The sequence below is a fragment of the Rossellomorea vietnamensis genome (assembly GCF_008180415.1).
GTDB classification, from domain to species: domain Bacteria; phylum Bacillota; class Bacilli; order Bacillales; family Bacillaceae_B; genus Rossellomorea; species Rossellomorea vietnamensis_C.
The window spans coordinates 409,123-429,008 of record NZ_VTEI01000001.1 but is presented as its reverse complement, the minus strand read 5'-3'; the positions used below and the strand labels follow the sequence as shown (position 1 = coordinate 429,008).

The 19,886-nt window shown below is 43.2% G+C and carries 19 protein-coding genes; 14 read left to right on the top strand and 5 right to left on the bottom strand.

What is annotated here, in order from left to right; translation table 11 throughout:
* Positions 1–498: 498 nt before the first annotated feature.
* On the bottom strand, positions 499–1,428 hold the full coding sequence (gene cysK, locus FZC78_RS01920; protein ID WP_148938004.1) for a cysteine synthase A: 930 nt from the start codon (positions 1,426–1,428) through the stop codon (positions 499–501).
* A gap of 931 nt (positions 1,429–2,359) precedes the next feature.
* Here cysK and thpR point away from each other — a divergent pair.
* The 5 genes from thpR to FZC78_RS01895 all read left to right on the top strand — a co-directional run bounded on the left by thpR (position 2,360) and on the right by FZC78_RS01895 (position 8,410).
* Positions 2,360–2,920: an RNA 2',3'-cyclic phosphodiesterase gene (gene thpR / locus FZC78_RS01915; protein ID WP_148938003.1), complete on the top strand. Its 561-nt coding sequence runs from the start codon at positions 2,360–2,362 to the stop codon at positions 2,918–2,920.
* Between the two features lie 61 nt (positions 2,921–2,981).
* Positions 2,982–3,965, top strand: coding sequence for an NERD domain-containing protein (locus tag FZC78_RS01910; RefSeq protein ID WP_148938002.1), 984 nt, complete (start codon positions 2,982–2,984; stop codon positions 3,963–3,965).
* Complete coding sequence (locus FZC78_RS01905; RefSeq protein WP_148938001.1) at positions 3,962–4,909, top strand: diacylglycerol/lipid kinase family protein; 948 nt, start codon at positions 3,962–3,964, stop codon at positions 4,907–4,909. Before FZC78_RS01910 ends, FZC78_RS01905 begins: the two co-directional genes overlap by 4 nt.
* A 23-nt stretch (positions 4,910–4,932) precedes the next feature.
* Complete coding sequence (pulA, locus tag FZC78_RS01900; protein WP_148938000.1) at positions 4,933–7,080, top strand: type I pullulanase; 2,148 nt, start codon at positions 4,933–4,935, stop codon at positions 7,078–7,080.
* Positions 7,081–7,636: 556 nt separating this feature from the next.
* Positions 7,637–8,410 carry a phosphotransferase family protein gene (locus FZC78_RS01895; RefSeq protein ID WP_148937999.1) on the top strand — a complete coding sequence of 258 codons (774 nt, stop codon included), beginning with the start codon at positions 7,637–7,639 and terminating at the stop codon, positions 8,408–8,410.
* A 3-nt stretch (positions 8,411–8,413) separates the two neighbouring features.
* Here the strand turns inward: FZC78_RS01895 and FZC78_RS01890 are convergent, their stop codons facing one another.
* Positions 8,414–8,692 carry a YtzH-like family protein gene (locus tag FZC78_RS01890; RefSeq protein WP_148937998.1) on the bottom strand — a complete coding sequence of 93 codons (279 nt, stop codon included), beginning with the start codon at positions 8,690–8,692 and terminating at the stop codon, positions 8,414–8,416.
* A gap of 227 nt (positions 8,693–8,919) precedes the next feature.
* Entirely contained in the window at positions 8,920–9,045 is a 126-nt protein-coding gene (locus FZC78_RS24470; RefSeq protein ID WP_262371021.1) for a hypothetical protein, read from the bottom strand.
* 565 nt (positions 9,046–9,610) lie between these two features.
* Here FZC78_RS24470 and trmB point away from each other — a divergent pair.
* A complete protein-coding gene (gene trmB / locus FZC78_RS01885) occupies positions 9,611–10,255 on the top strand; it encodes a tRNA (guanosine(46)-N7)-methyltransferase TrmB (RefSeq protein WP_148937997.1) in 645 nt (214 codons plus the stop codon).
* Between the two features lie 212 nt (positions 10,256–10,467).
* Complete coding sequence (locus FZC78_RS01880) at positions 10,468–11,310, top strand: YtnP family quorum-quenching lactonase (protein WP_148937996.1); 843 nt, start codon at positions 10,468–10,470, stop codon at positions 11,308–11,310.
* Positions 11,311–12,008: 698 nt separating this feature from the next.
* On the opposite strand, the gene FZC78_RS01875 is transcribed toward FZC78_RS01880, so the two are convergent.
* Positions 12,009–12,323, bottom strand: coding sequence for a hypothetical protein (locus FZC78_RS01875; protein WP_148937995.1), 315 nt, complete (start codon positions 12,321–12,323; stop codon positions 12,009–12,011).
* A gap of 170 nt (positions 12,324–12,493) precedes the next feature.
* On the opposite strand from FZC78_RS01875, the gene FZC78_RS01870 reads away from it, so the two are divergent.
* Together FZC78_RS01870 and FZC78_RS01865 are read left to right on the top strand one after the other, a co-directional pair.
* Entirely contained in the window at positions 12,494–13,567 is a 1,074-nt protein-coding gene (locus FZC78_RS01870; protein WP_148937994.1) for a M42 family metallopeptidase, read from the top strand.
* A 72-nt stretch (positions 13,568–13,639) separates the two neighbouring features.
* Positions 13,640–14,173 carry a DUF84 family protein gene (locus tag FZC78_RS01865; RefSeq protein ID WP_148937993.1) on the top strand — a complete coding sequence of 178 codons (534 nt, stop codon included), beginning with the start codon at positions 13,640–13,642 and terminating at the stop codon, positions 14,171–14,173.
* Between the two features lie 913 nt (positions 14,174–15,086).
* Here FZC78_RS01865 and FZC78_RS01860 read toward each other — a convergent pair.
* Complete coding sequence (locus FZC78_RS01860; RefSeq protein ID WP_148937992.1) at positions 15,087–15,533, bottom strand: YtoQ family protein; 447 nt, start codon at positions 15,531–15,533, stop codon at positions 15,087–15,089.
* Positions 15,534–15,711: 178 nt separating this feature from the next.
* On the opposite strand from FZC78_RS01860, the gene FZC78_RS01855 reads away from it, so the two are divergent.
* The 5 genes from FZC78_RS01855 (at position 15,712) to ytpR (ending at position 19,640) form a co-directional block, all read left to right on the top strand.
* Positions 15,712–16,224 carry a hypothetical protein gene (locus FZC78_RS01855; RefSeq protein WP_148937991.1) on the top strand — a complete coding sequence of 171 codons (513 nt, stop codon included), beginning with the start codon at positions 15,712–15,714 and terminating at the stop codon, positions 16,222–16,224.
* 212 nt (positions 16,225–16,436) lie between these two features.
* Positions 16,437–17,453, top strand: a complete 1,017-nt coding sequence (locus FZC78_RS01850; RefSeq protein ID WP_148937990.1) for a PTS transporter subunit IIC — start codon at positions 16,437–16,439, stop codon at positions 17,451–17,453.
* A 1-nt stretch (position 17,454) separates the two neighbouring features.
* Positions 17,455–17,766 carry a thioredoxin family protein gene (locus FZC78_RS01845; RefSeq protein ID WP_148937989.1) on the top strand — a complete coding sequence of 104 codons (312 nt, stop codon included), beginning with the start codon at positions 17,455–17,457 and terminating at the stop codon, positions 17,764–17,766.
* 459 nt (positions 17,767–18,225) lie between these two features.
* On the top strand, positions 18,226–19,032 hold the full coding sequence (locus FZC78_RS01840) for a DUF1444 domain-containing protein (protein WP_148937988.1): 807 nt from the start codon (positions 18,226–18,228) through the stop codon (positions 19,030–19,032).
* A gap of 2 nt (positions 19,033–19,034) precedes the next feature.
* Entirely contained in the window at positions 19,035–19,640 is a 606-nt protein-coding gene (gene ytpR / locus FZC78_RS01835) for a YtpR family tRNA-binding protein (RefSeq protein ID WP_148937987.1), read from the top strand.
* Positions 19,641–19,886 lie beyond the last annotated feature (246 nt).

Here is a 19,886-nt window from a genome sequence, read left to right as displayed (position 1 = left end):
TTTTTCTCTGAGGAACATTTGCCTGTCGGGGCTGTTCGAGGCGCTTGTGCTTTTGATCCGTCCAGCTTCAGCGCCTAGCCCCTCGGGGTCAAATAACCCTCAGAGAATAAAAGGAAAGCCCGCCTCTTTTTTCGCTGAGGAACATTTGCCTGTCGGGGCTGACCGAGGCGCTTGTGCTTTTGATCCGTCCAGCTTCAGCGCCTAGCCCCTCGGGGTCAAATAACCCTCAGAGAATAAAAGGAAAGCCCGCCTTTTTTTCTCTGAGGAACATTTGCCTGTCGGGGCTGACCGAGGCGCTTGTGCTTTTGATTCGTCCAGCTTCAGCGCCAAGCCCCTCGGGGTCAAATAACCCTCAGAGAATAAAAGGAAAGCCCGCCTTTTTTTTTCTCTGAGGAACATTTGCCTGTCGGGGCTGTTCGAGGCGCTTCCGCATTTGTGCTTGCATAAATTAAAGGCGTGGGTCCTCCTAAGGAAGAACTCACGCCTTGTTAGTCTTAATTAGAATCGAAACAAATCGCTGGACAGATATCTTTCTCCTGTATCACAAGCGATGCATATTACGATATCATCCGGTGAAAGCTTTTGGGCTACCTGGATTGCGGCGTAGCAGGCTGCACCTGAAGATGGACCGACCAGGATTCCCTCTTCGCTGGCCATACGCCTTGCGATATCATACGCATCTTCATCCTCAATTTTATGAATTTCATCGTATACATCTTGATTCAAAATTTCTGGGATGAAACCCGGGCTTGTACCGACCAATTTATGTTTGCCCGGCTGTCCGCCTGAAAGGACAGGTGAACCCGCAGGCTCGACTACATGAACTTGGAGATCTTTGTAGTGTTCTCTTAATACTTCCCCGGTTCCTGTGATCGTTCCGCCGGTACCAGCTGTGGCAACAAATGCGGATAGGGGTTTACCCAGTTCCTCCATTGCCTCGATGATTTCCACCGCTGTTGTTTTGCGGTGTGCATTAGGGTTAGATTCATTTTCAAACTGCATCGGCATGAAGCTGTTCTCGATTTCCTTTGTAAGGTCTTTCGCCTTTTGAATCGCTCCCGGCATTTTTTCATCTCCCGGAGTGAGTACCACTTCCGCTCCATAGGCTTTCAGCAGGTTGATTCTTTCCTGTGTCATCGTATCCGGCATGACAAGGATTGCTTTATATCCTCTTGCTGCTGCATTCATCGCAAGCCCGATTCCGGTGTTTCCGCTTGTGGGCTCAATGATGGTGGAGCCTGCTTTTAATAGCCCGGCGTTCTCAGCCTCCACAATCATTTGATAGGCAGCACGGTCTTTAACACTTTTGCTCGGGTTGTAGAATTCCAGTTTTACATAAATCTCCGCTCCGCCTTCGGGTTTCAGGCGATTCAACTTGACCAGCGGTGTATCTCCGATTAAATCTGCTATATTTTGAACGACTTTCATATCATTACGCCCTTTCATTTAAAGTCAATGAGTTCTTCGTTATAAGTCCATTCATTATATTATTATGTTACTAATTCTAACAAATCTTATCAAATATATAAGATTTAATGATTTCGTTTACTATAGTAAATGCTTTCTCCTTAAAAATTCAATAATGCCTCTTTTTTATTAAAGGGCTGTTTGGGCAAAGATTGCAGCTGTTTAAAAGTAATGGACTTCCGCTCCAGCCGCATGACTCCGAGGGGTGGGCGCTGGAACTAGACGCCCGCTAGTCCCGCAGGAGGTCGCACGCCTGCAGCGAAGATCCTCCTTTAGAAAAGGGGATGAGGGTAAGATAGCATTGTTGCTTTTGAAAGCTATCATATTCTGTATTTTTTAGGGAAACATTTTCCAGTTAAAGCTGGAAGAGTACATTCTCATCTAGTCAATAAAAAGATGCTGATTCCCGTATCCATGAACAGAGAAAGGTCACTTTCAACGGTTAGGTGGTCAGTAATTTGATCTACCAAATAGAGGAACAAATTTCCCTTATTGACTGATTAGCGCCGAAAATACCTTAAATAGAGGAAAAAACTTCCCTTATTTGACTAAAAAAGTTGAAAATAGACGCTTTTGCTTTATATAAGGGAAAAAATTTCCCTTATTCACCACCCAAATGAGCTCAATTCTGCAATTAACGGAAAAAACTTCCCTTATTTTTTACCAGTCCTCAGTCATGAACCTGATCGGGTAACCAGCACTGCAAAAAGAACATCCACATGATGTCGTTCCCAGCTATCTCTTCACTGAAATGTTTAATTACCAGGCGTAAAGGCTATTAAAGATGGCAATAATTGTGATGGAATCCAGCATGCAATTGCTGATTTAGATATCTGTTGCATGCTTAGTCTGATAAAATGAAAGTTAATGAAAATACGGAAAGGTGTGCAGGATGAAACAACACCATTATTTTTATGCGGTACCGCTGCCGCAGGATACGAAAAAAAGCATGGATGATTGGTCGTCAAGGGTAAAGGCTGCTTTGCGGTTTCAACGATGGGTACATCCAGAGGACTACCATATTACTTTGGCTTTTTTGGGGAGCACCGAAGAAGAACGCCTAAGAAAATCTATTGACAGAATCCATGAGGTGAAGAAAGAATTATCTTCTTTTTCATTAACCGTTCAAAATCTTGGAACATTCGGAAATCCGTCATCACCCCGGATTCTCTGGAGTGATGTAAGTCCTTCTTCTTCCTTGTCCACTTTAAGAGATGCTGTGTACTCGGAATGCCTGCAGGAAGGATATGAACTAGACAAAAGGCCATTCAATCCACACATTACGATTGCCAGGAAGTGGGGAGGAGATGAAAGATTCGCCGGCAGCCTGCTTACCCCTTTTTCACTGAAAGAACCTTTGGGTTTCCGGATAGAGGAATTTGTACTCTACCGGACGCATCTCGACCGTACACCTAAGTATGAAGAAGTAGAGAAGTTCACGTTGATCCTATGATTGAAATTTATTAGTAAGAAACATAAAAATACAAACATATAATGCAAGAGGGGAAAAACTTATGGCGCAACTAATTAAGCTGCAAGACTATATTTCTCGGTATGAATTGGATACTTATCGTTATCCTTCCCAATTTGTCCGGTTAAAAAAACAGCAATGGGCAAAATGGAAGGAAAGCTGGGACCAGGGAGAGCTGTTATTTCAGGAAGAACCTGAAGAAGCAGAGGATATCTCAGAGAAAACAAGTTTGATGTCCAAATTTGGAGGGTTGTTCAAAAAACGGGAGAAAGAGGAGGCGGAATGGCAGGAACTTGAAATGCAGGCCCCTCCTTCAGAAGAAGATTCAGAGATGAATTTGAATTTTACAGAACTTCCTTCGACCGAAGAGGAACTGAAGCACCTGTTCCTCGACCAGTTGTTTCACTTTCAGTTAAGGTGGGCGAGTTCTACCATAATGGAAAAATCTTACGTTGATAAAAGTTATACTTCTGACGAGCGGCTTATGTATTTTTTGAAAAGGTTCCCAGATAATATTTTTCTGATGTATTTCCCGGTTTTTAAGTTCAAAAATGCTCCAATGGAAATGGATATTCTTTTACTGACCCCCACAGAGATCTGGTGCTTAACCTTTATGGAAGAAGATGATGAAGCCGCTTTTATAGGATCTCAGGAACGTTTCTGGCTGAAGAAGACTGGGGATAGGGATTCCAAGGTGCTAAATCCTTTGATCTCTTTAAATAGGATGGAATCGGTGATTTCCACTCTCATGAAGCATCTGGAGGTGAATCTTCCCATCAAAAAGGGGGTCATCAGCCGAAATGGATATATCGATTATGGGATGGCTCCTCAAAACCTGCATCTCATCGACAAGAGAGCGCATGCAGAGTGGTTCGGAAAAATGAGGGCATCCCATTCCCCTATTAAAAACGTTCAATTGAAATTGGCTAAAGGACTTCTGGATTTCTGTCAAAGCACTTCCTTTAAGAGAACGGGGTGGCAGTCGGATGATAACCATCCTTTACGAGAAGATGAAGAAGAAATATGAGAACTATTTATATCATAAATATGAATGCCAAAAACAGCTATTTGGTTCCTGTCTGGGAGAAATTGCAGAAGCAGTTAATGGTTCATCAAGATGATCTCTGCTTCACCCATTCGGTTGATGAGATGAGGGCGGCCGTCCGGAATGCTGTGGAGGCAGCCCCTGACGAGAAATTATTTATTGTCGGAGTAGGCGGGGATGGTACCATCAGTGCCCTGATCAATCAATGTATCGGCTATGACAATGTAACAGTCGGTCATTTCCCAGCCGGAAGCGGAAATGATTTTGCGAAAGGTTATTTGTGGCCGGCAAAAGCTGATCAGGGTGCTACAGTCATCAGGCTGTTCCAAGAAGATCGGCTGCAAGAAAAATTCCACGATACTGGATTGTATGTGTTGAATGGGTATCGCAAAGGGTACTTTGTGAATAGTATGGGAGCAGGATTTGATGCAAAAGTCACGATGAGAGCACAGCATTCCCCCATTAAGAAATGGCTGAATAGACTTTCTCTGGGAAAACTTATTTATGCTGTTCTGGTTTTTTCAGAAGCAATGAAATTCAAACCACTGGTTCTGGAAGCAGAAATCGATGGGGAAAAGAAAAGCTTCCGGCACACATGGTTTATTACGATTTCGAATCAGCAATATTTTGGAGGGGGAATGAAAATCTCTCCCAAGGCTGATTCTGCTGATGGCATGCTGGATCTCACGGTTGTCCAGAACCTGTCCAGGCTGAAGCTTCTAGTGGTCTTTCTGTCCGTATTTTTAGGCAAGCATACCACATTCAAAGAGGTAGAAACCTATAGGGTAAAAGAAATTCTGATTACATCGCCTGAACCCGTACCTGTTCAAGTGGATGGTGAGTATATCGGGCTCATTGAAGAAAATAAAAAGCTACATATCGAAGTACAGCATCATAATTGGAAGACAGCGGATATCAATAGCTGAGTCCATAGGGGAGGTGTATATTTTTGCTGATCATACAAAGAAAATTCTTTGCCTATTTAGATGAAATGAAAACGGTAACAGTCCTGCTTCCCCACGCCTATTTTGAGGGAAAGTCTTCAGCTTTTTATATAAAAGAAGAGAACAAAGAAAAGCTTCCTCTTACGATTAGAGAAAGACACTCTCTGCAGGAACAGAATAAATATATATGTTCCATTGATTTTGAACCTCAGCTGGACAGGACTTATCATATTGAAGATGAGCATGGTAATGAAACGGATCTGCAGGTTGGAGCAGTGATAAGGACGCTGGAATTCGATGAAAAGTATTTTTATGAAGGAAATGATTTGGGTGTGAGCCTTGATGCCGGCAGGACCACCTTTAAAGTTTGGGCGCCGACTGCGACGAAGGTCAAATTGAAAATCACTGACCTCGATATGAGTGCCATCCAGCAGCACGACATGACAAGAGGGGAAAAAGGAGTTTGGACCTTTACTCTGGAGGAAAATGCAGAAGGCTGTTTTTATACTTATCTGACCTGTATCAATCTTCATTGGCAGGAAGCGGTGGATCCCTATGCTAAATCTGTATCACTCAACAGTGAGTGGGGCGCTGTCGTTGACATGGGTAAAACGGTTCCAGCCATGGAGTCACTCCCTGCATTGGAATCCAAGACAGACAGCATCATCTATGAACTTCATGTCCGGGATTTTTCCATGAATGAGGAAAGCGGTATGAAGAATAAGGGCGTCTACCGGGCATTCACGGAAGCCGGAACGAAAACGTCAAACGGACTTTCAACAGGGTTGGATTATTTGGATGAACTCGGGATAACCCATGTGGAACTGCTGCCCGTAAATGATTTTGAGGGAGTATCAGATCTCCGGGACGATGAGAGATACAACTGGGGCTACAATCCGCTGAACTTTAATGCTCCTGAAGGAAGCTACTCGACCAGTCCCCAGAACCCATACATCAGGATCAATGAGCTGAAAGAGGTAATCCACTCCCTTCACAGCAGGGGAATCCGGGTCATTTTAGATGTTGTGTACAATCATGTTTATATAAAAGAGGAATCTTCTTTTGAAAAAATTGTTCCAGGCTATTATTTTCGATATGACGAGAATGGCATGCCTTCCAATGGCACCGGAGTAGGAAATGACATCGCCTCGGAAAGAAAAATGGTACGGAAATTCATTGTGGATTCGGTTCGGTATTGGCTGAAAGAATACAGGGTGGATGGATTCCGTTTTGATCTGATGGGAATTCTGGATGTTGAAACCATGAATGATGTTCATAAGGAAGTGGAAAAGATACTGCCTAATGCATTGATCATCGGTGAAGGCTGGGATTTAAATACCCCGCTGCCTCAGAGCAGGAAGGCTGCCATCCGCAATGCCGGAAAGATGCAGGGAGTCAGCCAATTTAATGACTCATTTCGAGACGGTATCAAAGGGAGCACCTTTAACTTGTATGACAGGGGCTTTGCACTTGGACACAGCGGTCTCGAAAAAAGAGCCGCCGAAGTGCTTACAGGCAGCATTGGGTTAACAGAAGAATCCGGGCTGTTTTTACATCCTGCCCAGACGGTTAACTATGTTGAATCACATGACAATCATACCTTGTGGGATAAGATTTCGGCGTGCTGTCCTGATAAAGCAGAGAGGGAAGAGAGACATATGCTTGCCACGTCGATGGTCCTTCTTTCCCAAGGGATTTCGTTTTTGCATGCTGGACAGGAATTTCTCCGTACCAAGGAGGGAGTCGAAAATAGTTACAAATCCCCGGACAAAATCAATCAGCTTGATTGGCATAGGCGAACGTTATATCAGGATAAGGTTGAATATATAAAAGGGCTGATCACCATCCGTAAATCCCACGGGGCTCTAAGGTTCAGCACACCTCAATTGATTAGGAAGCATATAAAGGCGGATTACAGTGGGCCTGGGATGGTCAAATTGCATTTCCATAACATTAAGGCATATGGCCCTTGGAATGAGATGTTTATTCTATTTCATGCACGTGAGTCTGGATCGTCTGTCCATCTTCCGGAAGGCGGAGCACCGTGGAAACTGATAGCTGACGGGAAACGTGCAGGACTGGAGACGCTGGAGTTATTGAATAAAAACACATTGAAGGCTGATCCTGTCAGCTGTTATGTTTGCTGCAGGTAGAGCTTTGATCAGCGGTAAATAAATAGGTCGGGAGAACGGTGCTGTATAAAGGATTTGAACAGCATGAAATATTCGATAGCGGGAATTGATGCTGCTTCAATAGCATGAGATCTTAAGAATTGGAAAATGATGCTGTATAAGATAGCTTTGAATGGCATCAAACTTCTTGAAATTGGTAAATGATGCAGTAAAAGTGGTTTTGAACAGCATCAAACTCTTGGAATCGAGAAATGATGCAGTATAATGTGCTTTTGACAGCATCGATTAATAAACAGCTGTAAATCACTCTCTAGGTACGTACTGAATAAGATTTGCTCTGCGATCCCCGCTTTCGATAGGACTTGACGGAATGGGGCAAGAGACGATACTATTGATAAAGATGGCTATTGCACTTTTTGCCCAATAGCTGTCTTTTTTATTTTCCAGGCGATTTTATAGTTATGGAATGGAAACCTGTTACTATAATCAGCCGCAATTTTTTATGCAAAGACAAATACGATATTTAAAAGATACTATTTTAATATAAATGAAGCGAACCAATAGAGGGTGAGTATTATTGGAACACTTATTTGATCAGGATTGGGAAATTGTATCGGCGGGAGGAGCAACAGGAGAAGCATTTTTTGCCCGATATCAGGAGCAAAAGCTTTTTCTGAAAAGGAACTCTTCTCCTTTTTTGGCTGTGCTGTCAGCTGAAGGGATTGTCCCAAAACTTGTCTGGACTAAAAGAATAGAGAATGGCGATGTTATAACAGCGCAGCATTGGCTGAACGGGAGAGAACTGGATCCTGTAGAAATGGAAGAGGAAAGGGCAGCAAAGCTCTTAAAGAAAATCCATTCTTCCAGACCGTTATTAACGATGCTGGAGAGACTGGGAAAAGAGCGTTTTCAGCCTGAACATATGCTGGCAGAACTGGAGACCGGGCTCGATTTTGAGCTGCTGTCACATCCCAAGGTGAGAGAGGCTCTGCAATTTCTCCAAACGGATCTGCCCAATATCTCTCATGACGAATATGTAGTCTGCCATGGAGATGTCAACCACAACAACTGGCTGCTTTCGGATAACAACCAGTTGTATCTGATTGACTGGGATGGAGCCATGATTGCCGACCCGGCTATTGATATCGGCCTTCTCCTTTATTGGTATATACCTGAGGAGAACTGGGAAACGTGGCTTTCGCAATATGGTGTCCCAATGACAGACAGCCTTAAGCTTCGAATGAAATGGTATGTGGTCTCCCAAACCCTATTGTCCATTCAATGGCATAAAGGGAAGGCGAGATTCCACGAAATGAACCACTGGATTGAATACCTTCACTCCATCGTCTAAGCTCTAAGATAAAGTGTCCATGTCATGAACCCATTGGGAAAGGTTCTGTTTCTGGGAAGTGATATGAAGATCGAGGTCAGAAGAGTTGATCCCATTTTGGCTGTAGTTATAAACTTCCTGAAGAATCGGCTTGATACCGTCTCCTATGTCCGTGTTCACCATCAGGGACTTCACCAGCCGTTCCAGCTGTTCACACTCTGCGACCGAACCGCAGCAGTCATCAGAGTGGTTAATTAATATATCCTTTAACAAGTTCATTTGATCATGATGTCCGAGTGGCATAATAACACCCTTTCCGGTTGAGATATAGAAAAGAATTCACATGTAGTTTGTGGATTCTTTTTTTGTTTATGCATGGATAGGGATGAAGGATGGAAAGAGGTCTGGTGTGAAATTCGGAGAAATGTTTTTTTGCCGGGCGCAAATCGATAAAAAGGTACAAAAGGCTGTCCGTTCATTCAGACAAAGAAAGCCGCCACAATTTTTTGTGGCGGCTTTCTTAGTTTTACTTATATTGAAAACGAACGCTGAGTCAACTTCTCTACAGGATATACTGCCAAGCTGTACCCTACGAACATAACAGCCATTCCGGCCAAAACTGAAACCTCAGCAGCGATATTTACTAATTTACTCATTTATATCCATCCCCTTTTCTTTGTTTCAAGACCGTGCAAATAAGCTACATTTATAACCTTAACAGAACATCATCGCTATCCAAATTGGCATAAGGGGCCTTATAGACCCCTTATCAATGCTTAACTTATATGTAAACGCATACAGAACCCTGATTTATAGTAATACAGGTATATCCTCGTGAATACTTCAGATTATAAAACCACTCATCAAATACTGATAAATCCCGACATGACTTGCAGAGAAAGGGATGTCATGGTATTGTTTTGACGATGAGAAATTCTATTTTTACTCTTTTTAAAATTGATGTTTTTTAAGAACTATACTTTAATGGCTGTATTCTAAAAGTTTGTTTTTTACTTTTTTATACAGTGTTGATTGTAGTGGAAGGCGAACGATCTCCTGCGGGACTAGCGGGCAGGTGAGACCCCGCAGGCAAAGCCGAGGAGGCTCACCGCACGCCCCGCGGAGTCGTACGCCTGGAACGAAGATCAACTACTCCTTGAATAGCCAACAATACTTACAAAAACAGTTTTAAAAAGAGGTCAAGAAAAAAGAGGTGTCTATATGCGTTTAAGATATAAACCATGGGCAAGCGAAAAGCTTAATGAGTATCCTCAATATGTTGTTGCCCAGCCTGAAGAAAAGAAGGGTAAGTGGAGTGAGGAATTCGGCAATAATAACCCCCTTCATATTGAAGTCGGGACCGGCAAAGGACAATTTGTGACGGAAATGGCTAAAGCCAATCCTGACATTAACTATATTGGCATTGAATTGTACGAGAGTGTCATTGTTTCGGCCCTGGACAGAATCATCGAGGCGGACATACCGAACGTCAAGCTGTTGAATGTTGACGCCAAAAACCTTAAAGAATACTTTGAGAAAAATGATGTAGACAGGGTGTATCTTAACTTTTCAGATCCTTGGCCAAAAAACCGCCATGAAAAGAGGCGTCTGACATTTAAAGGCTTCTTGAAATTGTATGAGGATATCCTGGTGGATGAAGGTGAAATTCATTTCAAGACTGATAACCAAGGGCTGTTTGAGTATTCGCTCCAGAGCTTTTCACATTATGGTCTTCTGTTGACTTTCCTCAGCCTGGATCTTCATAACAGTGATTTTGAAGGAAACATCATGACAGAGTATGAAGAAAAATTTTCTTCCCGGGGTGAAAGAATCTACCGTAGTGAAGTAAAGTATCCAAAAAAATAGTCGTAAGGAATGGGCAGCTCACAAAGGTGGGCTGTTTTTTTGTTGTAGTGAGTTTAGGAAAGGCAGAATTGTGCTGAATTAACGCGTTACCGTGCGAATAGGGACTGTCCCTCTTAGTGCTTTAGAGTGTTAACTCACGGCCTTCCTGATGGTTGAAGTTTTAATACGGAGGAATTTTCTGATAATATGAAGAAAGAAAGGGGAGATGGAATATGGAATCATTGGAGCTGCAAGACTTAAGTTTTAGATGGCTTGACGGCGGGGTGACCAGGATGGATGGCGGTGCAATGTTCGGGGTCGTGCCCAAGCCGTTATGGTCCAGAAAGTACGAAGTTAATGACCTGAATCAGATTGAGTTAAGAACGGATCCAATCTTTTTTCAGCTGGATGGTAAGAATATATTGATTGAATCTGGAATTGGAAAAGGAAAACTTTCGGATAAACAAAAGCGTAATTATGGAGTGTCGGAAGAATCCTCCATAGAGGAATCGCTGCAATCGCTGGGTTTGAAACCGAGTGACATAGATATCATATTGATGACTCATATGCATTTTGACCATGCATGCGGGCTGACCAGATATGAAGGCGATGAACTTGTATCCGTATTTCCTAATGCAGTCATTTACACATCTCAAACAGAATGGGATGAAATGAGGAATCCGAATATCCGTTCCAAGAATACATATTGGAAAGAAAACTGGGAAAGCATCGCCCATCAGGTGAAGGCTTTCAAGGATGAAATAGAAGTGCTGGATGGTGTGAAGATGATTCACACTGGAGGCCATAGTGATGGCCACTCCATCATTCTTATCGAAAGAGGAGAGGATAAACTCATTCATATGGCGGATTTAATGCCGACCCATGCGCATAAAAATCCCTTATGGGTCCTGGCTTATGATGATTATCCGATGACATCTATTCACGCAAAAGAAAAATGGATTAGAAAAGCCATGGATGAAGGATACTGGTTCTTGTTTTACCATGACGCTGTCTACCGTGCACTTAGATGGAATCCAGAGGGTGAAATCGAACAGTCTGTGGATAGGCGGAAATAAAAAAACGGAAAGGCTCATGAGTTCACTGGAAAAGTCCATAAAAGATTTTTAATTGCAGATTCGTGTCTTTTACGCTTCAAATGTATGAAAGAAGGTTGGAGTCCATTCAAGATGCATACACCACTTGGTTGTGTGCCCGATGGAATGAGTTTTATAGCGTAAGCGGACAGTCATTACCTTTAATAGGGTACCCAGCGGTAAAAATAAGGGAACTTTTTTCCCTTAATTGCAAATTCAAGCTCATTCTGGGGTGAATAGAGGAACTTTTTTCTCTTATATGATAAAAAAGCACATCTTTCTACTGTATTTAGTTAAATAAGGGAAATTTATTCCCCTATTTTAGCTCTTCTTAGTGTTTTGAAGTAAATAAGGGAGCTTTTTTCCTTTATTTACTATCCAAAATACTGAACGATATGAATAAGTACCACCGGTCACTGGATTGTATCAGTATCTTTCTAACGACTAGATGAAATAGGACCCTTCCAGCCCGGCAGGCAAATTTTTCGATAATATAAAAAGATTCCAAAGATAGTGCAGTAAAGAGAGCAGCATGTACATTGCTTTCAAAGAAAAAAGTCAACTTTTCTTCCTATTTAAGGAAGGGAAGTTGACTTTATCTTTGGTCACAACAAGTAGACTATAAAATTCGGTAGATTTCACTGGCCTTAGGCTCATCATGGGCCTTTCCGTTTTTGGTGTCAGGACAGCTGCTGGATGTTCAGAATCGTCCCTGTTTTAGAATCGGCAATAAATTCATATTGCTGAAGGGCTCCATCTTTATGGCGGGAGATGCCGCCGCGATAGACTTTGGTTTTAATCGGATATACTTCATAGCTTTCCGGCACCATGCCTATCCAGGATCCATTGATCGGCCCTTCTTTTTTAAATGCAGTTTTCATGGTTTGCAGAACTTTTTCAGGAGAATGCAATGTTTGTGTATTAAGCGTTTCTTTCAGTAAGTATCCTCCAGCAATTCCAACTCCTGCACCGAGTAAAAACGATTTCCAATTCATTACTTTTCCTCCTAGCACGAATATTTCTGATTCCATTATACTAAACTTTCGAGGAAGGTACATCTTAAAGGGTAGATCACTTTTAAGCAAGATTTGTGGAAAGTCGCTTGAAAGTTCTGTAAAATAGGAATGGAGATTATCATTATATACATAAAGGGGTTTTAGCCATTATGAATCAAGAGACAATGGAATTATTCCGTACGCTGACTGAATTGCCTGGCGCGCCTGGCAATGAGCATGCTGTACGTAAATTTATGAAGGAAGAACTGACAAAATACTCTGATGAGGTCATCCAGGACGGCCTTGGCGGGATATTCGGCGTAAGGAAGGGTCAGGAAAACAGCCCGAAAGTCATGGTAGCCGGCCATATGGATGAAGTAGGATTCATGGTTACTTCTGTGACGGATAACGGAATGATCCGCTTCCAGACGCTTGGAGGATGGTGGAGCCAGGTCTTGCTGGCCCAGCGTGTTCAGGTCATCACAGACAACGGTCCGGTTACAGGCGTCATCGGTTCGATTCCTCCACACCTGCTCGATGAATCACAGCGAAGCAAGCCAATGGCGATTAAAAATATGCTGATTGATATCGGTGCGGATGATAAAGAAGATGCGAAGAAAATCGGCATCAAGCCTGGTCAGCAGATTGTGCCGATCTGTCCGTTCACGCCAATGGCAAACGAGAAAAAAATTCTGGCAAAAGCTTGGGATAACCGCTACGGCTGCGGACTTTCAGTTGAACTGCTTAAAGAATTGAAAGGTGTCGACCTTCCGAATACACTTTATTCCGGTGCTACTGTGCAAGAAGAAGTAGGCCTTCGCGGTGCCCAGACTGCGGCCAACATGATCAATCCAGATATTTTCTTTGCGCTTGATGCAAGTCCGGCGAATGACATGTCAGGCAGCAAGAAAGAGTTCGGCCATCTTGGAAAAGGTGCTCTTCTCCGCATTCTTGACCGTTCAATGGTTACTCACAGAGGCATGAGGGAGTTCATCCTTGATACAGCGGAATCAAATGACATTCCATATCAATACTTTGTATCTCAAGGCGGAACGGATGCAGGACGCGTCCATATCTCAAATGAGGGTGTTCCAAGTGCAGTCATCGGGATCTGTTCCCGCTACATCCACACTGCAGCTTCCATGATTCACGTGGACGACTATGCTGCGGCAAAAGAATTGATCACAAAGCTTGTTAAAGAGTGCGACCGCTCAACAATCGAAAGCATCCGCCAAAATTCTTAATAGACTATCAAGGGAGAGAGGGCTAACCTCTCTTTCTTTTTGTGAAAATTTATAAAAATAGGAGGAAACACGATGATTATAGGCATTGGTACAAAAAATAAAGCCAAGGTTGGAGCTGTCAAAGGAGGATTTGCAGAAATTCTCTCCGAAGAGCTGCATTTTGAAAGTTTTAAAACAGAATCGGGTGTCAGTGAACAGCCTTTCTCTGATGAAGAAACCATCCAGGGGGCAATTAACCGTGGAGCAGCTGTCCTTGAAATGTCCAGAGGTGATCTTGGAATCGGTTTGGAGGGAGGCGTGGTGGAAACTGAGTACGGTTTGTTTCTGTGTAACTGGGGAGCGCTGGCTGAAAGAGGAGAGAACCCCATCATAGCAGGGGGTGCCAGAATTCTTTTGCCTGAAACGATTGCCAATAGATTGCTGAATGGCGAAGAGCTTGGACCGGTCATGGATGATTACTGTCAAAGTGAAGGAATCCGCCAGCATGAAGGAGCGATGGGCATCTTTACAAAGGGAGCCGTGAACAGGGATGAGATGTTCAAGCATACGGTAAAGCTCCTGGTTGGGCAGTGGAATTTCAGGAGAACGGGTTCACAGCTGGGGTAAGCAGAGGTCTTTATTTGAGAGTGCGCGGGGTACATCATTTAAGGTTTTTTCGATACGATGTACTTCGCTGGCGAAGCGAGGGACATCAAAAGAGGAAATTCTCAAGATGATGTACTTCGCTGGCGGAGCGAGGTACATCAAAAGAGGAAATTCTCAAGATAATGTACTTAGCTGGGGAAGCGAGGTACATCAAAAGAGGAATTTCTCAAGATAATGTACTTAGCTGGCGGCGCGAGGTACATCAAAAGGGGAAATTCTCAAGATAATGTACCTCGCTGGCGGAGCGAGGTACATTACAAGAGGAAATTCACAAGATAATGTACTTAGCTGGCAAAGCGAGGTACATCAAAAGGGGAAATTCTCAAGATGATGTACTTCGCTGGCGAAGCGAGGTACATCAAAAGAGGAAATTCTCAAGATAATGTACTTCGCTGGCGGAGCGAGGTACATCAAGTGGAGATTTTTTTGATTTGATGTCCCTCGAAAGCTGAGCGGGCTGCATAATAATAGTAAATCCCATTTTCCTGGCCCTCTTCAACGTTCAACCCAAAAGAAAAGAGGCTGGGACATAAGTTGGGATATTAGAAAAATAAAACCGCATGAGTTCAAGGTTTTATACTTGACTTCATGCGGTTCTTTCATTTTAATAGGCACTATTTGAAAGATGTTGCTTTTAAGGTTATTTATCGATTTTCCTGAACGTAGACGGATTGGAGCGGAAGGTGTGCGACCTCCTGCGGGACTAGCGGGACAGGTGAGACCCCACAGGCAAAGCCGAGGAGGCTCACCGCCCGCCCCACGGAGTCGTGCACCTGGAGCGGAAATCCATTCTTTTTACTCAGCCACAATCTTTGCGAAGAGAGCTTTTTATTATGGTTTTGTCCCAGCCTCTTCAAAAAAATTGATCCGTCCTTTACTCTGTCTCGAAAATATAAGATAGAACTTTGATGGCTTGGTTGACTGTTTCAACCGTTACATTTGCTTTATTGGACAGTTCTTTAAGCGGGTGATGCAGTTCTTGCGGACGGACGAGGATCAGCGGCTTGCCTTTAGCGATGGCGGCGCTTGCGTCCATGGCCGTGTTCCATTGTTTATACTTTTCACCGAATAAGGCAATGACCAAATCTGCTTTCGACATTAGAATTTCTGTGCGTAAATTGTTGAGGTCTGAGGCAGCGTCATCTTTATAGACAGCTCCAGGCTGTTCTCCCTGTATTTCCTCCCCAATATTATCTGAGCGTTCATGGTTCTCCATTGGCCCTACGAATGAAAGGGGAAGCTGTAATGCTTTAGCTTTTTCTTTAATCTCGCTTCTCCAGTCACTATGTATTTCTCCTGCTAAATAGACTGTCAGTTCCATAAAAAAGCCTCCTTATGATTGTTTTGTTTTATTTTACCATGAATGAAAAAGCGAAACGAATGTAAAGGCTCTCATAAATTGTCGAATGATGGGGAATCTTATTAAAAATAGGGTTGTCAATAGGCCTTTTTGAGGGGTATGATAGAAAAGAATGAGTGCTGGATAAGGAGTGATGTGGGTGTCAAAATCAATCATGTTCAAGCTTTCTGTCATTTCTTTGCTTATGCTGACAGCAGGCTGCAGTAGTGCAACACTGGAGGAAAGTCAGGAAGAAGCGGTGGAAGCTGTAAAAGAAACCTTTGAAAGTCCTGTTGAAGAAGCGGCAGAGGAAACAGAGAACTTTCATTTTAATCTCCCATCTGGATCAACCATCAAAGAGGAAAATGCTAATAATGTAATTATAGAGAATGGAAATCATACTTATATTTTATTTTATAACCAGAATGTGTCTTCTGACAGTGAGCAGCTTTATGAACTGTCTGTTGAGGATGAATCCAGTATAGTAAAGCAGGAAACTTTCAGGGACGATGACCGATTCGGTTATTTTTTGATTCGTGAAGTAGAGGAAGATCAATTTGAATTGACTGCTGGAATCGGCGGTACTAAAATGACAACCCAATCCGTTAAAGATGATTTGGTCGACGATAGTGAGTTCATGATGGAGGTCGTCTCTTCTGTTAAAAATAAATAAAGCTTATTATCTTTTGCGCCTGGTTAATCAATCGGGCGTTTTTGTTTTGCCCTTTTTCCTCTTTCTCCCTTGGCGATAGCGAGAAAATAACTCATACTCTGGAGATTTAAGGGAAAACAAAAGCTAAGAGGAAAGAATATAGTGGACTTTTACGACATGTGTCTTTACACTAGTAAATGATTCTGTTTGATAACGTGTAAAAGGAGGGCAACATGAAAGAATTTTTAGAAAGACAGGGAGTCAAGCCTTCAGCAAAGGTATACTTTATCGATGCTTTGTCCTTTATGGCACTCGGTTTGTTCTCATCCTTGATTATAGGACTCATTATAAAAACGATTGGACAACAGTTAGATTTTAATTTTCTTATCGAGATGGGGGACCTGGCCATCGGCCTAATGGGTCCAGCCATTGGGGCAGCGATTGCCTATGGACTTGGCGCACCTCCGCTCGTTCTTTTTGCAGCCGTGGTTACGGGAGCAGCAGGAGCAGCCCTGGGAGGTCCTGCCGGTGCTTATGTCGCGGCTGTGCTTTCCACGGAAATCGGAAAGGTAGTCAGTAAAACGACCAAGGTGGATATCATTGTCACTCCCCTTGTAACCATTACGGCGGGTTACACGGCAGCGGCTTTGATAGGACCGTGGATTGGAGAATTTATGGTTCTTTTCGGCAGCTGGATTGAATGGGGAACAGAACAGCGGCCAATCATTATGGGAATTCTGGTAGCGGCTCTGATGGGATTGGCACTGACAGCACCGATTTCATCAGCAGCCATTGCCCTGATGCTTGACCTCAGCGGAGTGGCTGCAGGCGCAGCGACAATCGGGTGCAGTGCCCAGATGGTCGGCTTTGCGGTCATGAGTTATCGTGAAAATAAATTCGGCGGCCTGCTTGCACAAGGGATCGGTACGTCCATGCTTCAAGTGCCGAATATCGTCCGGAATCCGCGTATACTCATTCCGCCGACGTTAGCCGGAATGATCCTTGCTCCAATCGGGACGACGATATGGGTCATGGAGAACAATGCAGCAGGTGCCGGCATGGGAACCAGTGGTTTTGTCGGGCAGATCATGACGCTGAAAACGATGGGCTTCTCCGGGCAGGTATGGGTACAGATTTTGGTGCTGCATATTGTTGGACCTGCCTTGCTTACGCTGGTAATATCTTTTTATATGAGAAAAATCGGCTGGATCAAATCAGACCAGCTGTACATCAGTACAGGAGGGAAATAAGATGAAAAAATTATCCAGCATGGAAGAATTCAACTCTATGAAAAGCGAAGGAAAGCACATATTCATGTTTTCAGCAGACTGGTGCCCTGACTGCCGTGTGATCGATCCGGTTCTTCCAGAAATCGAGGAAAATAACTCTCAGTACACATTCGTATACGTTGACAGAGATGAATTCATCGACCTATGTGCCGACCTGGGCGTATTCGGAATCCCAAGCTTCGTTGCATTCGATAACGGCAAAGAACTAGGACGGTACGTCAGCAAAGACAGAAAAACGAAAGAGCAGATCGAAGAGTTTATTCAAGGGCTGTAATGGCCTTAAACAGAGGAGCGCCCGTGTTCCTCTGTTTTTTTTGCATGGAAGTCTGCAGGGCGTGACAGTCACGCCCCGGAATTTGTCGAAGGATTAGAAAGATATTCGTTTGGCGGTAGTATCTTAAACACCGTTCCCCTGTTGGAATTCAGAGCTTGGAAAAGTGTCTAGGCGGTAAATACCCTGCTTTAGTGGGATTTTGAAATTATAGCTTGGTGATTAGGCGGTAAACACCCTGCTGCAGAAGGGAATGAAGGTTTCTAGCATGGTGGTTACACGGTAAACACCTTTTTCAGGAGGATTAAAGAATACTGTTTATGCTGCGCTAAGTTCAGAGTGGAAAAAAACCACTATCAATGAAGCCTTGCAAATCTATCCCTTTCATTTTGTATAACAGGCTGTTTATTGTACAATAAGAACGATTAAAGTATGCTCCTGACGAAAAGGAGGACAAATAAAATGGATGCTAAGAAAATGAGGAAGAAGCTAGAAGAGAGGCTTTCTTCTCCTGACCGCAAGTTTCTTTTTGACAGGGAGAAAGAGGTCTTGCGAATAGAAAATATCAATACTGGAAAAGGAATCAGTGTCACGCTGGCACCGATTGTTGCTAAGTGGGAAGTTTCGGAAGAGAAAGCCGTCGATGAGGTTGTTTACTATGTGGAAGAGGCCCTGGATGTGATGGGGTATGAACACACGCTGACGGATAAAGAGAAGAAGATCTTTCCGGTTATCCGCTCAACCTCATTCCCGACCGATACACAAGAGGATGTGCCTTTTATAACGGAAGATCATACGGCGGAAACGCGGATTTATTATGCGGTGGATCTTGGTGCTACTTACCGCATGATTGATGAAAAATTGCTGCAGGCAGAGAAATGGACAGCGGAGAAAGTGAAGGAAGCTGCACGATTCAACCTTCGTTCTCTTCCGGTTAAGCTGAAGCAGGATACTCTTGCCGGTAATGTATTTCATTTCTTGAACACGAATGACGGCTATGATGCGAGCCGGATTCTAAATGCTTCATTCCTTAAGGATATGAAAGAGAAAACGGAAGGAGAAATGACGATCTCCGTTCCTCATCAGGATGTCTTGATTATTGGTGACATCAGAAATGAAACAGGGTATGATATTCTTGCTGAATTGACTATGAGCTTTTTTACAAACGGAAAAGTTCCGATTACTTCTTTATCTTTTCTTTATGAAGATAATGAATTGGAACCGATTTTTATTTTGGCTCAGGATCGTAAATCTGGAAGGGAGAAATAAGAATGAACGTATTTTATAATTTGGAAGGCGTTGGAGATACTTTAATCATTTCAATGGTTCCTGGCTTTCAAGGTGAGAAGGCATTTGATAAAAAAGGTGACGCGGTAAGAATCTTTGATGAAAACTCAGGCGAAACGATCGGATTTAATTTGTTCAATGCTTCCTCTTACTTGAAGGTTGACAGCAATGGGCAGGTGGAAATGAATCAGGACAAGCTGAAGGAAATCAATGACGCCCTCCAAAAGAATGGTTTTGAAGAAGAGCTTCAGGCTGACTTCTCTCCTAAATTTGTTGTAGGGTATGTGCAGGAAAAAGAAAAGCATCCGAATGCAGACAAATTGAGTGTCTGTAAAGTGGATGTTGGGGAAGAAACGCTGCAGATTGTCTGCGGTGCTCCGAATATCGACAGTGGACAGAAAGTCGTCGTTGCGAAGGTTGGAGCTGTTATGCCTAGCGGGATGCTTATCAAGGATGCCGAGTTGAGAGGCGTTGCTTCTTCAGGCATGATCTGTTCTGCGAAGGAGCTTGATCTTCCGGATGCTCCTCAAGAAAAAGGCATACTGGTTCTTGAAGAAGATGCACAAGTCGGAAAGCCGTTTGCTATTTAAAAGCTTTTCGTAAACTTTGCTGCTATTTGATAATAATTCCAACAAAAAATTGACTCAGAGGGAAGTTCATTCCGGAGGGTCAATTTTTTTGTAGGGTCATTTAGTACGGAGGTACGGACAACCTGAGCAGCATGTCACACAAAACAGATGGCTTGGGAAACCAATTATGGACAAAATCTCCCATTCTGGTGATTTTACTCGAATTTTTTCTTTTAACTGTTACAATAAAGAGATGATTACAGTAGA